Source organism: Campylobacter lari subsp. lari, from assembly GCF_013372185.1.
Classification (GTDB): Bacteria; Campylobacterota; Campylobacteria; order Campylobacterales; family Campylobacteraceae; genus Campylobacter_D; species Campylobacter_D lari.
Genome location: NZ_CP053830.1, coordinates 67,480 through 82,800, shown reverse-complemented (window position 1 = coordinate 82,800; position 15,321 = coordinate 67,480). Strand labels below are relative to the sequence as shown.

Genomic DNA, 15,321 nt, shown 5'->3' with positions numbered 1-15,321 from the left:
TTATCCTTTAAGAGAGCATTTTTTCAATAGGTAAAACTAAAATCGCACTTGCGCCTTCTTTTTTCAAAGCTTCCATAGTTTCCCAAAATAAATTTTCTTGGCTAACCATATGTAGCGCCACTCTAGCTTTATCATTTTCTAAAGGTAAAATCGTAGGTTTTTCAACACCTGGCAATAAAGCTGTAATTTTTTCTAGCTTTTCAATAGGAGCATGAAGCATGATGTATTTTGACTCTCTTGCTTGCATAACTCCATTAATCCTAATAAGTAATTTATCGATTAATTCTTGTTTATGTGAAACCAAGCTTTCTTTTCTTTGGATAATACACGCTTTTGATTTATAAATCACCATAACTTCTTTAAGTCCATTTGCTTTTAAAGTAGCACCACTTGAAACTAAATCACAAATTCCATCAGCTAAATTTGCACTTGGTGCTACTTCAACTGAGCCTGTTAGCATACAAGTTTTATAAGGAATGTTATTTTCTTCCATAAAACGCTTTAAAAGCTGTGGATAAGAAGTTGCTATACGTAAATTTTTAAAACTTTCTACACCTTTATACTCGCTATTTTCTGGCAATGCTAAAGACAAACGACATCCGCCAAAATCGAGTTTTTTAAGCATTATAAAATCTGCGTTTTCGTTTTTTGATTTTCTTTCTAATTCATTTTCTTCTAAAACATTTTCTCCAACTATGCCAAGATCTACTACTCCATCAAAAATTAATCCTGGTATATCATCATCTCTTACTCTAAGTAGATCAATGGGTAAATTTGTAGAAAAAGCAATCAAACTTTGATCGTGTATGCGAAGTTTTACACCTATGGACTCAAGTAGGGCAATAGAATCTTTACTTAGACGACCTGATTTTTGTATAGCTATGCGTAATCTTGAATTTTCTTGCATTTTTTTCCTTTTTTGTAGTTAAAAAGATTAATAGTAGCAAAAAATGGATAAAAATACAAAAAATAGTAAGTAAAAAAGAAGAAGTTTTTAGCCTTTAAAAAGGCTAAAAATCAAGCTACAAATTCGATGAAAGCCATTTCTGCAGCATCACCGCGGCGAATTCTTGTTTTAATAATTCTTGTATAACCACCGTTTCTATCTGCAAATTTAGGTGCGATTTCTGTTACAAGTTTGTTTGTAGCTTCTTTATCTTGCAAGCTAGCAAAAACTGCTCTATGGGCATTAAAATCACCTTTTCTTGCACGAGTAATTAATCTTTCAACATAACCTCTTAATTCTTTTGCTTTAGGTAATGTTGTTTCTATTTTACCTGCTTTAATAATAGCAATGGTAAGGTTTTTTAATAAGGCTGCACGATGAGTAGAAGTGCGACCTAACTTTCTATATCCATGTCTATGTCTCATTGATTATCCTTCATTTTGTGCTTTTAATTCTGTAATTTTTTTCTTTAGCGTTTCTTTTGCACTATCACTGAGTTTTGAATTTCCTATAGGAAAACCTATAGACTCCATTACACTTTTAATCTCATCTAAAGATTTTTTACCTAGATTTTTTAAATCTGCAAGTTCACTTGCGTTCATTAAAGCAAGTTCGCCTATATAAACTACATTTGCTTTTTCTAAACAGTTAAAACTTCTTGCACCTAAATTTAACTCAGTTATATTTTGAAGTAATTTTACATGTTCTACTTCATTATTTTGTGTTTGGCTTCTTACAACGCTTTGAGCATTAGTGATTTTATCAAACACTGATAATTGTTTATACATTGCTTCTAAAGCATTTTTAAAAGCATCACTTGGTGAAATTTGGCCATCAGTTGTTATAGTGAAAACTACTTTTTCATAGTCTGGATTGTCTTCAAAAAGCACTTTTTCTATATCATAAACCGCATGTTTTACCGGGGTAAAGAATGCATCAAGTGCTATAAATTCAGGATCTAAGAAATTTTGTACTTCTTCAGAAGGCACATAACCTATACCTTTTTCAATGATTAAGGTAAATTCTAAATCCGCATCTTCATTAATCGTTGCAAGATAGCTATCTGCGTTCACAACCTCAACAACATCGTTATCTAAGTCTTTTCCGCAAATTTCTTTTGGTCCTTTAAAACTAAAAGTTACGATTTCTTTTTCAGAATCTGTTTTTAGTTTAAATCTTAATTTTTTTAGATTGATAATAAACAATGCTACATCTTCAAGCATACCACGCATACTATCAAATTCATGTGCTACGCCTTTGATTTTAACTCCTGTTGGAGCAAAACCTACTGTACTTGAATAAAGCAAACGACGCAAAGGATGCGCCAAAGTAATAGCATAGCCGATTTCAAAAGGCCATGCGCTTACTTTTGCTACTGTATCACTGATATTTTCAATACTAAACTCTGTTGGTGTATAAGCAGAAGTTGTAATATGTCTCATATCAAAACCCTTTATTATTTAGAGTACAACTCAACGATATATCTTTCCTCAACCGGAATGATAACTTCTTCTCTTTCAGGTTTTCTTGTAAAAATTCCAAATCTTTTATCTTTTTCTACATCAACCCAAGCAACTATACCAGTTTGAGCAGTAAGTTCAATCGCTCTTGAAATTTGTGGATTGTTTTTGCTTTTTTCAATCACTTCGATTTTTTGACCTGCTTCAACTCTATAACTAGGAATATCCACTCTTTTACCATTTACTAAAATGTGTCCATGAGTTACAAGTTGTCTTGCAAAACGGCGAGTTGTTGCAAAGCCCATTCTATAAACAACATTATCAAGTCTTTGCTCTAAAAGCTGGATTAAAAGCGCACCTGTATTACCATCTTTTCTTGCAGCTTCAGCAAATAATCTTCTAAATTGTTTTTCGCTAACTCCATACATAAATTTAGCTTTTTGTTTTTCTCTTAATTGAAGTCCGTATTCACTAATTTTTGCTTTTCTTTGTCCATGCTGACCTGGTGCATAAGGACGTTTATCTAAAGCGCTTTTACCTGCTAATCTTCTCTCGCCCTTCATTGCTAAACTTACGCCAAGTCGTCTTTCTAATTTTTCAACTGGTCCTCTATATCTTGCCATAATATTCTCCTAAAATCTTATATCTTATTCTTAGACACGACGACGTTTTGGTGGTCTACAACCATTATGAGCTAATGGAGTTATATCTTTTAAGAAAGTTACTTTAATACCTTCCATAGCACCTACACTTTTTACCGCTGTCTCACGACCACTTCCTGGTCCTTGAACTTTAATCCCTACTTCTTTAATGCCATGTTCTTTTGCTTTGTTTAAAGCATCTTCAACTGCTTGTTGTGCTGCATAAGGAGTTGATTTTTTAGAACCTTTAAATCCTAAACCACCTGCACTACTCCAAGCTATAGCATTTCCCATTTCATCTGTAACTGTTACCATAGTATTGTTAAATGTTGCGCTGATATAAACTATACCTTTTGCAATATTTTTCTTAACTACTTTTTTCTTAACTACTTTTCTTTTTGCCATTTCTTATCCTTATGATTTTGCACCAACAGTTTTTCTCTTACCTTTTCTAGTTCTGGCATTTGTTTTTGTTTTTTGACCACGAACTGGTAAGCCTTTTCTGTGTCTTAAGCCTCTAAAGCTTCCTAAATCCATCAATGCTTTGATATCCATAGCAACTTGTTTTCTAAGATCACCTTCAACCATATAGTTTTCTTGAATTTCTTTACGGATAGCTGCAGCTTCATCTTCGCTTAATTCATGAACTCTTTTATCGTAAGAAATTCCTGTTTTGTCTAAAATTTTTCTTGAAGTATGCAAACCTATACCATAAATATAAGTCAAGCCATATTCAATTCTTTTTTTCTTTGGTAAATCCACACCTGCAATACGAGCCATAAATTATCCTTGTCTTTGTTTGTGTTTTGGATTTTCGCAAATAATGCGAACTACGCCTTTACGGCGAACTACTTTGCACTTGTCACACATCTTTTTAACAGATGGTCTAACTTTCATGCTATTCTCCTGTTTATGTAAATTCCACTTTGATTTTACAACTGCACCAGGTTTTTTGAATAACCAACTATTTTCAAAATAAGTGGTGATTTTGAAAATACTTCTTCATACAGTTTAATTGCAATTTCTGCAAAAGTGCTAATTATATTCTACTTTTGCTTTTAAACAACTTAGACTTATTTATATCTAAAAGTTATACGACCCTTATCAAGACTATAAGGTGTTAGTTCTACTTTAACTCTATCACCAGGCATAATTCTTATATAATGCATACGCATTTTGCCAGCGATATGACAAAGTATTACATGTTTATTATCTAGTTCAACTTTAAAGGTTGCATTTGGTAAAGCTTCAATTACATTACCATCAATTTCGATAATATCATCTTTTGCCAATGTTTTTCTCCTTTCTAAAAAATAAAAAGGTACTATTTTATCATAATTTTCTTTTTAAATTTTTAATATTTCTTATACAATTTTTAATATTTTTATTATAATTATAAAATTACTACAAAAAGAAAGTATTTAAATGTTAAAAACTTTAAAAAGAAAAGACTATAAAACACTCTCTCTCTATCTTCTTTGGGTGGGGCTTTGGAATTTTATGATTTTGTAATTTTTGTCTTTTTTGCTAATTATATCTCAAAAAATTTTTTCCCAAGCGAGATGAGTGATTTTTGGAAGCTTTTAAACACTTATGGAACCTTTGCAGCAGGCTATTTAGCTAGACCACTTGGCGGTATAGTTATGGCTCATTTTGGTGATAAATTAGGCCGTAAAAAAATGTTTATGCTAAGTATATTACTCATGGTTCTTCCAACTTTCTCTTTGGCTTTTATACCTACTTATGAAAGTATAGGTTATTTAGCTCCGGTATTTTTATTATTTATTAGAATAGCTCAAGGTATAGCCATAGGCGGGGAATTGCCTGGTGCGTGGGTATTTGCAAAAGAACACGCACCCGAAGGTAAAGATAGTTTTTATATTAGTGCTATTAACGCATCTATGGCTTTTGGCATTCTTCTAGGATGTGTTGTTTCATTGGCGATCAACTATTATTTTGATCAAAAATCAATTTATGATTATGCTTGGCGTATTCCATTTGCCATAGGTGGATTTTTTGGCATTATTTCTATATATCTTAGAAAATTTCTAGATGAAACACCTGTTTTTAAAAAAATGTATCAAGAAAATAATTTAGAAAAATTCCCACTAAAAACATTTTTTAAAGAAAAAAATATTTTTTTGGACATCATCGCTTCTATGCTTTTAACATGGATGCTAACAGCTTGTGTAATTATACTTATTCTACTTATGCCAAATTTTATACCAGAAATTTTAGTTCTTAATAAAATAGATGCTATTTTAATACAGATGATTGCAATAGTGATTTTATCTTGCGGGACCTTGCTTGCTGGAATTTGGGTAGATAAATTTGGCTTTTTAACTACTAGTTTAATATTTACAATAGGTTTTAGTCTTTCTTGCTTTTTTTATTTTTACTTTTTTTATGCACAAATTTTGCATTTAAGTATATATTTTTATTTTATTGCATGTTTTTTTTGGTGGCATTAATGCTCTAGCACCTATTTTGATGTGTAAAATCTTTAAACCAAGCATTCGTTTTAGTGGAATATCTTTTTCATATAATATAGCTTATGCTATAGCAGGTGGTTTTACACCTCAACTTGTATTCGCACTACACTCTTTAGCTATAAGACCTGAAAATCCTTTTATTTATGGAATTTTTATTTATATTTTATTTTTATCTTCAACAACACTTCTAGCTACTGTATTTACTTATAAGAAATTAAGATTTTAGTGCTATAATTAAGAAAAATTATTAATCAAAAATTAATGAAATAAAAGGAAATAATTATGAAAACTTTTATTATTTTAATATTTTCTTTGCTACCACTTTTAGCACTTGAAATGATTACCCCTTTGCCTGAAAGTATTCCTTATGATAAAGAAAAGGCTATCTTAGGCAAAAAACTTTACATGGATACAAGTTTATCAAAAGACAAAAAAGTATCTTGCAATACTTGTCATGATATTACAAAATTTGGAGTAGATAATAAAACTTTTTCAACAGGTATTAATGGCATAATAGATGAGCCATTTCATACACCTACAAATTTCAATGCGGTTTTCAATCTATCTCAATTTTGGAGAGGTAACGCAAAAGACTTACAAGATCAAGCCAAACATCCTTTGTTAAATCCTAAAGAAATGGGTTTAAAAGATGAAAGTGAAGTAATACAAATTGTAAAAGCTAATCCAATTTATGAAAAAGAGTTTAAAAAACTTTATGGAGAAGTCAACTTTGAAAACATAACACACGCTTTAGCTGAGTTTCAAAAAACCTTACTAACTCCAAATTCCCCTTTTGATCGCTACTTAAAAGGTGAAAAAAATGCTATAAGTGAACAGGCAAAAAGAGGTTATAACGCTTTTTTATCTAATGGTTGTATAGCCTGTCATCAAGGTCAAAATATAGGTGGCAATATGTATCAAAAAATGGGGGTATTTGTACCTTATGATAATGGAACAAACTGGAAAGGACGCTATGAGATTACCCAAGATCCTCATGATCAGTTTGTAGTAAAAGTACCAAGTCTTAGAAATATAGCTAAAACTGCGCCTTATTTTCACGATGGTTCTATGCCAACACTTGATGCTTGCGTGCAATTTATGGCTTATTATCAACTTGGTAAATTTTTAGAACAAAATGTGGTTGATGATATAGTTGCTTTTTTAAATTCTTTAACAGGAGAATACCATGACCCACTCAAATAAAAAATCTTTTTCTTTTTTAAAGCAATTTATTACTTTATCAGCTGTAGTTTTAGTACTACTTTTAACTTTAACTTTATTTATTTTTAACACTTATAGCACTACTAAAAAAAATTCACTCATCATGGGTTCTTTTCAAAAATTAGAAATTCTAGATACTAAAATAGACGAGATTTTTAAAAACAAACTCAATTTGCAAAATTATGACACTAGCGTTGCTTTAATACAAGATTTTGAAAATACTTTAGCAATTTTAAAAGCCAATAAAATTGACATCAAAAAAATACAAACGATTTTTGAGAAAAAAAATACTCAATTACAGCATTTTAAATCGGCTAATTCTATCGCTATAAATTCAAAACTTTATCTTTATGAAATTCAACAAGAAATCATCAAAGCAACTAACAAAATAGCACTTAGCGCACAAGAAGCAAAACAAATTAATACGATGGGAAATATTTTGAGTATCATAGGTACTATGGATATTTTAGAACCATTGGCTCAAAATAGATTGCAAGGTTTAATATCGAGCTTAAACATAGAAAATTCTCAACTTCCACGAGAATTATTTGAACTTTTTAGCACACACTGCAAAATGATATTAAACCAAATTAAAATTTTAAAAGATAATTCTCAAAGTTATCTTGATCAAGAATTACAAAAAGAAATCATATCCCACAAAAGTTTCATTACGCAAGAAATCAATCTTAATAATAAATACAATCTTTATACCGCTATAGGAATTTTCTTATTTACTTTAATTGTATTGGTATTTTTTATATTACTAACATTAAAAAAAGTAATCATACCTATATCTTTGCTTGAAAAACTAAGTGCAAATCTAGCAGGAGAACATGCAAACTTAAGCGCAAGATTAAATATTGATAAAAAAAGTGAATTAGCTACAAGTGCTGGCTATATAAACTCTTTTATACAAATAGTACAAAATTCAATTTTAGAAGCTATACAAACTGCAAATTCAAGCCACAAAAGCTCACAAAAACTGTCTCAAAATGCTGAAGTTTTACAGCAAAGCTCACTTTTACAACATGAACAAATTTCTAATGTCCATGAAATAAGTTCTATCTTGGAAAGTCATATAGATTTAACACAAAATTTAGCTAAAAATACTATAAATGATATGCATGATATGCAAGAGGTAATGGCTAAAGTCGAACTTACGCTTAAAGAATTAGTAGAGCTTATATTGTTAAGTGGCGAAAAAGAACAAAGTGTTTTAAGCGCTATGGACATGTTAGTACAAAGTGCTGATAGTATAGTAGAAGTTACCACAACCATAAAAGATATAGCCGATCAAACCAACCTACTTGCGCTAAATGCAGCTATTGAAGCAGCGCGCGCAGGTGAACACGGACGCGGCTTTGCTGTGGTTGCAGATGAAGTTAGAAATCTAGCCGATAAAACCACAAAATCTTTAGTTGCTATAGAAACTACCGTAAGAACCATAGTGCAACAAATCAATGATAATAAAAGTTTGATGGATGGAATTCATCAATCCATGAATGATACTTCCAATAAAGCCAACATCTTACAAGGTGAAGTTGGAACTTCTATAGAAAAATTAAAAACAAGTATTCATTCTACACAAATCATGGAAGAAAAAAGTGATGAATCAAAAGCTAAAATGAGTGAGTTAGAACAAAATATAGAAAAAGTAACCGAGCTTGCAAATTGTGTTAAAAATTACTCCCTTGATTTAACACAAATTTCACAAGATGTTTTAGAAAATGCTTCTAAACTTTCAGAAAAACTAAAAACATTTGAGTAAGAAAGACTAAACTTTCTTACTTAGATAAAATATCTGCCTTACCATTTATAATGGCAACACAATGCTCATAATGAGCAGCATTTAAACCATCTTTGCTTCCTGCTTCCCAATTACCTTTTAAATGCACAGGTGTGCCATCTTTTTGGCATACCATAGGTTCTATGCAAAATACCATGCCATTTTTTATCTTTGGTCCACTTTTAGCACTAGCTCCATTTTCAAGATAATTTGGAATTTCAGGTTCTCCATGTGGTTTTTTACCTATGCCGTGACCACAGTAACCTTTCAAAGGCACAAAACCTCTTTTAGTAATAAACTCGCCAAGCTCATAAGAAAGCTCTTTAAAACGCATACCCTCTTTAATGATATCTATAGCATAATATAAAGCATCTTTTGCACAAGCAATTAATGCTTCATCTGTAGCTGAAATTTTACCTATAGGTATAGTCCTTGCTGCATCGCCATAATATCCATCTATACAAGTGCCCACATCAAGACCTAAAATATCACCTTCTTTTAAAACACGCTCATCGCCCACACCATGAATGCAAGCTTGATTAAGTGAAATGCAAATGCTACCTGGAAAACCATACAAGCCTTTAAAAGATGGTTTTGCACCATGATCAAGTATAAATTCTTCTGCTTTAATATCAATTTCTTTTAAACTCATACCTGGAACTATGATAGTTTCTAGATAATCAAGCGTTCTAGCTACAAGCTCATTTGCTTTGCGTAGTTTTTCTATCTCTGCTGGTTTTTTGATTTCTATCATTTATATTTTCCTTAAAATTTTTAAAAATTTAGCATTTATGCGCTTTTAAAAGCTTTAAGGAAAAACCTTAAGTTCTAAAACTTAAGATTTTAACATACACTTGTAAGATTAGTAGCTAAGCCACCTAAGGAGGTTTCTTTGTATTTTGAGTTCATATCTTTGCCGGTTTCATACATAGTTTTTATAACCTCATCAAGACTTACTTTTGGAGTTGATTTTCTACTCATTGCCATTCTAGCAGCAGAAATTGCTTTAATCGCTCCAAAGGCATTTCTTTCTATACAAGGAATTTGCACCAAACCACTTACTGGATCACAAGTTAATCCTAAATGGTGCTCCATCGCAATTTCAGCAGCATTACAAGCTATCTTTGCATCAAAACCCATCACAGTAGCCATAGCTCCTGCTGCCATAGAACTTGCACTGCCAATTTCAGCTTGACAGCCAGCTTCAGCACCACTTATGCTTGCATTTTTTTTATAAAAAGAACCTATTAACATCGCAGCAAGCAAGAAGCTGATAGCTTTTTCATCATTAAAACCAACAGTGTGGTTTTTAAGATAAAGCATTACAGCAGGCACAACAGCACAAGCTCCATTAGTTGGTGCAGTTACTACTCTAGCCCCACTTGCATTTTCTTCTGCAATAGCAATAGCATACAAAGAAATAAAATCAATAATCCCTAAAGGATCACTTGTCATAGCCAAACGCTCATTAAGCCCTTTAGCACGGCGCTTTAAATGTAAATTTCCAGGAAGAAAATCTGAACTTGGATGAATACCATTATAATAAACTTCTTGCATAACTTCCCAAATTTCCAAACAATAAGCTCTTATTTCTTCTTTTGTATGAAATTGCAATTCATATTCATAAGAAAGTTTTGCTAGATCCCATGATCTTTCTTCACAAATTTTTAAAGCATCGCTTGCATTGTTAATATCAAGTTCTAATTTAGTGTGTTTTTGCTCACAAGCTCCATCTTTGTGTTTTTGAAGTTCAGCTTCACTCATAACAAAACCACCACCCACTGAATAATAAATTTCTTCAGCAATGATTTCTCCATTTTCATCATAAGCGCTTACTTTTAACCCATTTTCATGTAAAGGTAAAAAGTCTTTTTCAAAAATCAAATCTTTATCATAATCAAAACTTAATTCTTTTTGGCTATTTAAAACCAAAATTTTATCTTGTAAAATTTTATTAAATACACGATCTTGCAAAGCAGCGTTGAGTTCTTTTGCTCTTAAACCACTCAAGCCCCATATAATAGCCTTATCACTTAAATGGCCTTTACCAGTAAGCGATAAAGAGCCATAAAGTCTAATTTGAATTTTTGTAATTTGTGTGATTTTCTCTTTAATCTTTTCACAAAACATATTACCTGCTAGCATTGGTCCTAAAGTATGAGAAGATGAAGGACCAACACCAACTTTAAATATACTTAAATTACTACTCATTCACTAACACCTTAAAAAGTATAAATTACAGTAATAATTGTCAAAATACCTGTGATAAATACAAATGCATCCAAAGCTTTGTTTTGGAATTTTTTCATTTTAGAGACAGTGTAAATTGCAATCATAGGCATTAAAAATAAAATTGCAGCAATAATTGGACCACCTAGGCTTTCAATAAAACCTAAAATACTTGGATTTATATAAGCAGTAATTAACATAACAATATACATTACTAAAGTAGAATAAACTGCAATTTTTTTCAAATCAGGATTTTCATTGCCTGCTAATTTACAACATTTTCTAACTATACCATAAGCGCCTTCTCTAGCACCAAAATAATGTCCAAAAAATGAACTTGAAATTGCTAAAAATGCGATTAGTGGACCACCATAAGAAATAAATGGATTATCAAGCTTATTAGCAAAATAAGAAAGAACAGGTATATTTTGCGCTCTAGCTTCAGCAAGCTCAGTTGGAGTTAAAGAAAGCACACAAGATACCACAAAAAACATAACAAAAGCAAGCAACATTACAGAAGTTCTAAGTAAAATTTGGTTTGCTTTTTGCACTGAATTTTCAGGATATTCTCTTTTTACACTTAGAGAAAAAGTAGAAATAGCTGGTGAGTGGTTAAACGAAAACACTAGAACTGGTAAAGTTAACCATACTATAGTGATAAATTCTTTCGTACCAGGAATAGCACTAAAACTTTCAAATGACCATTGTGGGATAAGATATAAAGAAAATAAGAATAAAATAGCACATAAAGGATATACAAGCCACTCGCATACTTTGGTGATTAATTCTTCACTAAAAAGCATAATAAGCATAAAAATACTTACTAAAACAAAAGCAAAAACTGCTCTATAAAAAGGAAGTAAATTAGCTATAGTTTTTCCTTGCTCATTAACACTTGTTTGATACATAGCACTAATTGCACTTGCAAAAGAACCATTTGGATCTAAAAGTGGCAAGAATTGATTATAAATAAAACTCTCAAAAGTATTAGTTATACCCACACAGTATGCTAAACAAATTGGAAAAATTGCAAAGAAATAAAGTATAGAAATAAAAATACTTACTTTTCTACCAAAATACTCTTCAGCCGCATGAGTAATGTCTTTATCATTACCATTTGCTTGGCACACAAAGCGACTTAAAGCCCTATGGCTTAAATATACCATAGGAAAAATAATCAAAGCCATTACAACAACTGGCCAAAAACCGCCAACACCTGCCTTAATAGGTAAAAATAAAATCCCCGCACCAACTGCAGTCCCAAAAAGAGAAAGCATCCAACGCGTATCAAAAGAATTCCACTTAAGATTATCCACATTTTCTCCTTGTAAAAAATAATAAAAAAAGCTTTTACCTAAAAAAAACTTTTTGTATTATTTTACGAATATGCTCTGGGATAATTTGACATATTTTTTTCTCTTTCATTTAAAGCGACTATAGCTTCATTTGTAAAATTTGGATTTCAAAGACATAATACCCTTGAAATATTTTTATATTACTATAATAGAAAAAAATTAATTTTTCTTAAAATACATTATATTTTTAATTGATATTATAAGTTATAATAAATAATTATCAAAAAAATATTTTTTGACTATATTTTTTTATCTCAATAATAAATATTTTAAATATTAATTTTTCTATTTTTGTAAAAGCAAATAAAAATTTAAAATGAAAAAGTGTAAAAACAATACATTTTAATCAAATAAGCTTTTCTCAAAACACTTTAGCATAAAGCTTTTTCGGTGTAAAGGAGAATAACCAAATGCTTTAATCTTTTCTATATGAGCCTTTGTGCCATAACCTTTATGTTTATCAAAATCATAATTACTGTGTATTTTAGAAAAATAACGCATTTTTTGATCACGACTTACCTTGGCTAATATACTAGCTGCTGAAACTTCTTGCACCTTCATATCAGCTTTGACCATAGTTTTTATGTCCAAAATACCATAATTTAAATTTCCATCATATAAAATCTCATCTTGGCTAAAATGTTTCTTAATAATTTTTAAAGCCAGTTGTAAACATTGACTAAGCCCTAAAGTATCAATTTGCAAAGGCGAAAAAGCAAGGATTAAAAAATTTGAATTAGAAAGAATTTGCTCATATAGTTCTTCTCTTTTTTTTGCACTTAATTTTTTAGAATCAGCTAAACCATCGATATTTTTTAAAAGCTTGCAAGCCCCTATATGCATATCTCCAGCCAAAGCCCCGCGACCAGCCTCATCTACTCCAACTAAAGCCATTATTTTTCCTTTAAAATGTTATATTTTTCTACTAAATTTTCTAAAGAATAATTCATATTAGCAGGAGAGCTTGAAGGAAGTTCAAAAAATTCTTGTTCAGGATAAAATTTAGTAAAATATTTACTTGCAACTTTACCTAATACACAAATTTTTTCTATATTTGCCTTATCTAAAATAATATTTATATCATTTGCTTTAGCATAAGAAATAGTTTTATCGTCTGAATTTTTTATCTTACAACTTGCTATAACATCCCAAAGTGCTATATGATTTGCTTTTAAAAAAGCTTTTTGATCTTGCACTGTTTTTAACTCACACTCAAATAATATTTCAAAAATACGCCAAAAACGATTTTTGCTATGTTGATAATAAAAATTTTCTTCTCTTGATTTAATGGATGGAAAAGAACCTAGTATTAAAACTTTTGAATTTTCGTCAAAAAAAGGTTCAAAAGGATGAGTTAGAATTTGCATATTAGACCTTGATAAAAATAAAATATTTTATCATTTTTATCAAGATTTTTAAAATTATCCTAAAAATTCGCGTTTGAAGTATTCTTTTGGAGCTTTACATAAAGGACAGGCATTTGGTGCTTTTTTGCCACGGTGTATATGCCCACAAACTTCACAAACCCATAATTCTTCTACTTCTGAATTAAAGAAATCTTCTTCTTCAAGCATTTTTTTAAGCGCTAGATATTCTCTTTCATGTTCAATTTCTACTTTACCTATAGCTGTAAACAATCTTGCTATATTTCTTTTGCCCTCATCTTCTGCTATTTTTGCAAAATTTGGATACATAGTAGTATGCTCATAGTTTTCACCCTCTGCTGCACAGATTAAATTTTTAGCAGTTTCTTCTAAAGCTTTACCATCTACTAGTTCATGATAAGCTTTAAACTCAGCTCTTGCGTGCCATTTTTCATTTTCTGCAGCTTCTCTAAAATGCTTTGCTATAGTATGCCAACCTTCTTCTTGAGCGATATCTGCAAATAAATCATATTTATTTCTTGCCATAGATTCACCTGCAAATGCTTTCATTAAATTTACAGCCGTTAAATCTTTAGTAATACACTCCATTTCTTGACCACAACAACTAAGCTTTCCGCCACCTACATTTTGCACTTCAACCTCATTGCCACATTTTGAGCATTTATATGTTTCATATTGTCTCATCATTTCTCCTTATTAGACAATTTAAATGAAAGTTTTTAACTTTACCCAAATCATTTTACTACAATTTGGGTAATTAGTTTTTAGTATTTTAAAAAATACTCTTGAATTTCTTTAGGATTGTTCGTTTTTGTTAAAGCAAGCATTAATAAAATTCTAGCTTTTTGTGGGCTCATATCACCTGTATCAATAAAACCAAGCTTTGCATCAGCATCACTTACCGCAACTCTACCAGCTACTACGCGTGAGCTTACCGCTACATTAAGACCTTTTTTAAGCAATTCTTTTAATACATCTTTTTGATAATCATGAATACTACCAGCACCTGTTCCAGCTACAACTATACCTTTAGTTCCATTTTCAAACAAAGCTTTTGCTGCAACACCGCTACCATCATTTGCATAACTATAAAGAATATCTACTTTTGGTAGTTCTTTTAGCTTGCTAACGTCAAATGGGGATTTTTTGGTGTGTAATTTTGTATTAGTATTATAGAAAAATGCTTTTCCATCTACTATATAACCCATATCGCCCATATCTGGTGAGCTAAACGCATTTACATTTAAACTATGAGTTTTCATAACGCCTCTAGCGCTTTGAATTCTGTCATTCATAACCACCATTACGCCTTTATTTTTTGCATCAGGGTTTGCTGCTAGAGCTACTGCGTTGTAAAGATTTTTAGGACCATCTGCGCTAATTGCAGTTGATGGGCGCATTGCACCAACCAAAACAACAGGTTTGTCGCTTTTTACGGTTAAATTTAGGAAATATGCGCTCTCTTCCATAGTATCAGTACCATGGGTAATTACAACTCCATCTACATCAGATTTTAAAAGCCTATTAACTTCTTTAGCAAGTTTTAGCCAAATTTCATTTGTCATATCTTTACTATCAATATTAGCAATTTGATCTCCGCTAATTACTGCCAAATCTTGAATTTGAGGTACTGCCTTAATCAAAGCATCAACCCCCAAAACCCCGGCTGTATAACCTGTAGTAGCTACCGAACTATCAATCGAACCAGCTATAGTTCCGCCTGTAGCTAAAATCGCAACTTTTGGTTTTGCTTCCAAAATTCCTGCTCCTAAACTTAGTGCCATAGCTGCACACATTAACATTTTT

17 protein-coding genes and 1 pseudogene are annotated in these 15,321 nt (G+C 31.1%); 3 read left to right on the top strand and 15 right to left on the bottom strand.

All coding sequences use genetic code 11. The features are described 5' to 3' along the window. Window positions 1-7: 7 nt before the first annotated feature. The 8 genes from hisG to infA form a co-directional block, all read right to left on the bottom strand. A complete protein-coding gene (gene hisG / locus CLLT_RS00490) occupies window positions 8-907 on the bottom strand; it encodes an ATP phosphoribosyltransferase (RefSeq protein ID WP_012660848.1) in 900 nt (299 codons plus the stop codon). A 110-nt stretch (window positions 908-1,017) separates the two neighbouring features. Beyond that, entirely contained in the window at window positions 1,018-1,371 is a 354-nt protein-coding gene (rplQ, locus tag CLLT_RS00485) for a 50S ribosomal protein L17 (protein WP_012660847.1), read from the bottom strand. Between the two features lie 3 nt (window positions 1,372-1,374). Then, window positions 1,375-2,388: a DNA-directed RNA polymerase subunit alpha gene (locus tag CLLT_RS00480; protein WP_012660846.1), complete on the bottom strand. Its 1,014-nt coding sequence runs from the start codon at window positions 2,386-2,388 to the stop codon at window positions 1,375-1,377. A 14-nt stretch (window positions 2,389-2,402) separates the two neighbouring features. Then, window positions 2,403-3,029 (bottom strand): 30S ribosomal protein S4, encoded by a 627-nt coding sequence (gene rpsD, locus CLLT_RS00475; RefSeq protein ID WP_012660845.1) that lies wholly within the window; start codon window positions 3,027-3,029, stop codon window positions 2,403-2,405. Between the two features lie 30 nt (window positions 3,030-3,059). After that, window positions 3,060-3,452 carry a 30S ribosomal protein S11 gene (gene rpsK / locus CLLT_RS00470; protein ID WP_012660844.1) on the bottom strand — a complete coding sequence of 131 codons (393 nt, stop codon included), beginning with the start codon at window positions 3,450-3,452 and terminating at the stop codon, window positions 3,060-3,062. Between the two features lie 9 nt (window positions 3,453-3,461). After that, a complete protein-coding gene (rpsM, locus tag CLLT_RS00465; RefSeq protein ID WP_012660843.1) occupies window positions 3,462-3,827 on the bottom strand; it encodes a 30S ribosomal protein S13 in 366 nt (121 codons plus the stop codon). Between the two features lie 3 nt (window positions 3,828-3,830). After that, the gene (gene rpmJ / locus CLLT_RS00460) at window positions 3,831-3,944 is read right to left on the bottom strand and encodes a 50S ribosomal protein L36 (protein ID WP_002781429.1); all 114 of its coding nucleotides are present in this window, start codon (window positions 3,942-3,944) and stop codon (window positions 3,831-3,833) included. 176 nt (window positions 3,945-4,120) lie between these two features. Continuing rightward, window positions 4,121-4,339, bottom strand: a complete 219-nt coding sequence (gene infA, locus CLLT_RS00455; protein WP_012660842.1) for a translation initiation factor IF-1 — start codon at window positions 4,337-4,339, stop codon at window positions 4,121-4,123. Window positions 4,340-4,472: 133 nt separating this feature from the next. Between infA and CLLT_RS00450 the strand changes: the two are divergent. The 3 genes and pseudogenes from CLLT_RS00450 to CLLT_RS00440 all read left to right on the top strand — a co-directional run bounded on the left by CLLT_RS00450 (window position 4,473) and on the right by CLLT_RS00440 (window position 8,528). Then, window positions 4,473-5,765, top strand: a pseudogene (locus CLLT_RS00450) (MFS transporter). A gap of 53 nt (window positions 5,766-5,818) precedes the next feature. After that, a complete protein-coding gene (locus CLLT_RS00445; RefSeq protein ID WP_370510396.1) occupies window positions 5,819-6,742 on the top strand; it encodes a cytochrome-c peroxidase in 924 nt (307 codons plus the stop codon). Further along, a complete protein-coding gene (locus CLLT_RS00440) occupies window positions 6,726-8,528 on the top strand; it encodes a methyl-accepting chemotaxis protein (protein ID WP_012660839.1) in 1,803 nt (600 codons plus the stop codon). The genes CLLT_RS00445 and CLLT_RS00440 overlap by 17 nt, the downstream gene beginning before the upstream one ends. 16 nt (window positions 8,529-8,544) lie before the next feature. Here CLLT_RS00440 and map read toward each other — a convergent pair whose 3' ends face one another. The 7 genes from map to CLLT_RS00405 form a co-directional block, all read right to left on the bottom strand. Next, entirely contained in the window at window positions 8,545-9,300 is a 756-nt protein-coding gene (map, locus tag CLLT_RS00435) for a type I methionyl aminopeptidase (protein WP_070255687.1), read from the bottom strand. 89 nt (window positions 9,301-9,389) lie between these two features. Beyond that, complete coding sequence (locus CLLT_RS00430; protein WP_070255690.1) at window positions 9,390-10,757, bottom strand: L-serine ammonia-lyase; 1,368 nt, start codon at window positions 10,755-10,757, stop codon at window positions 9,390-9,392. Window positions 10,758-10,768: 11 nt separating this feature from the next. Beyond that, window positions 10,769-12,052, bottom strand: a complete 1,284-nt coding sequence (locus CLLT_RS00425; RefSeq protein ID WP_049752003.1) for an aromatic amino acid transport family protein — start codon at window positions 12,050-12,052, stop codon at window positions 10,769-10,771. Between the two features lie 420 nt (window positions 12,053-12,472). Further along, window positions 12,473-13,024, bottom strand: a complete 552-nt coding sequence (gene rnhB, locus CLLT_RS00420) for a ribonuclease HII (protein ID WP_074692209.1) — start codon at window positions 13,022-13,024, stop codon at window positions 12,473-12,475. Then, a complete protein-coding gene (locus CLLT_RS00415; protein ID WP_070255693.1) occupies window positions 13,024-13,497 on the bottom strand; it encodes a DNA-deoxyinosine glycosylase in 474 nt (157 codons plus the stop codon). The genes rnhB and CLLT_RS00415 overlap by 1 nt, the downstream gene beginning before the upstream one ends. Before the next feature lie 54 nt (window positions 13,498-13,551). Then, a complete protein-coding gene (locus CLLT_RS00410) occupies window positions 13,552-14,199 on the bottom strand; it encodes a ferritin family protein (RefSeq protein ID WP_074692212.1) in 648 nt (215 codons plus the stop codon). 80 nt (window positions 14,200-14,279) lie between these two features. After that, complete coding sequence (locus CLLT_RS00405) at window positions 14,280-15,311, bottom strand: type II asparaginase (protein ID WP_255198459.1); 1,032 nt, start codon at window positions 15,309-15,311, stop codon at window positions 14,280-14,282. Between the last annotated feature and the right edge of the window lie 10 nt (window positions 15,312-15,321).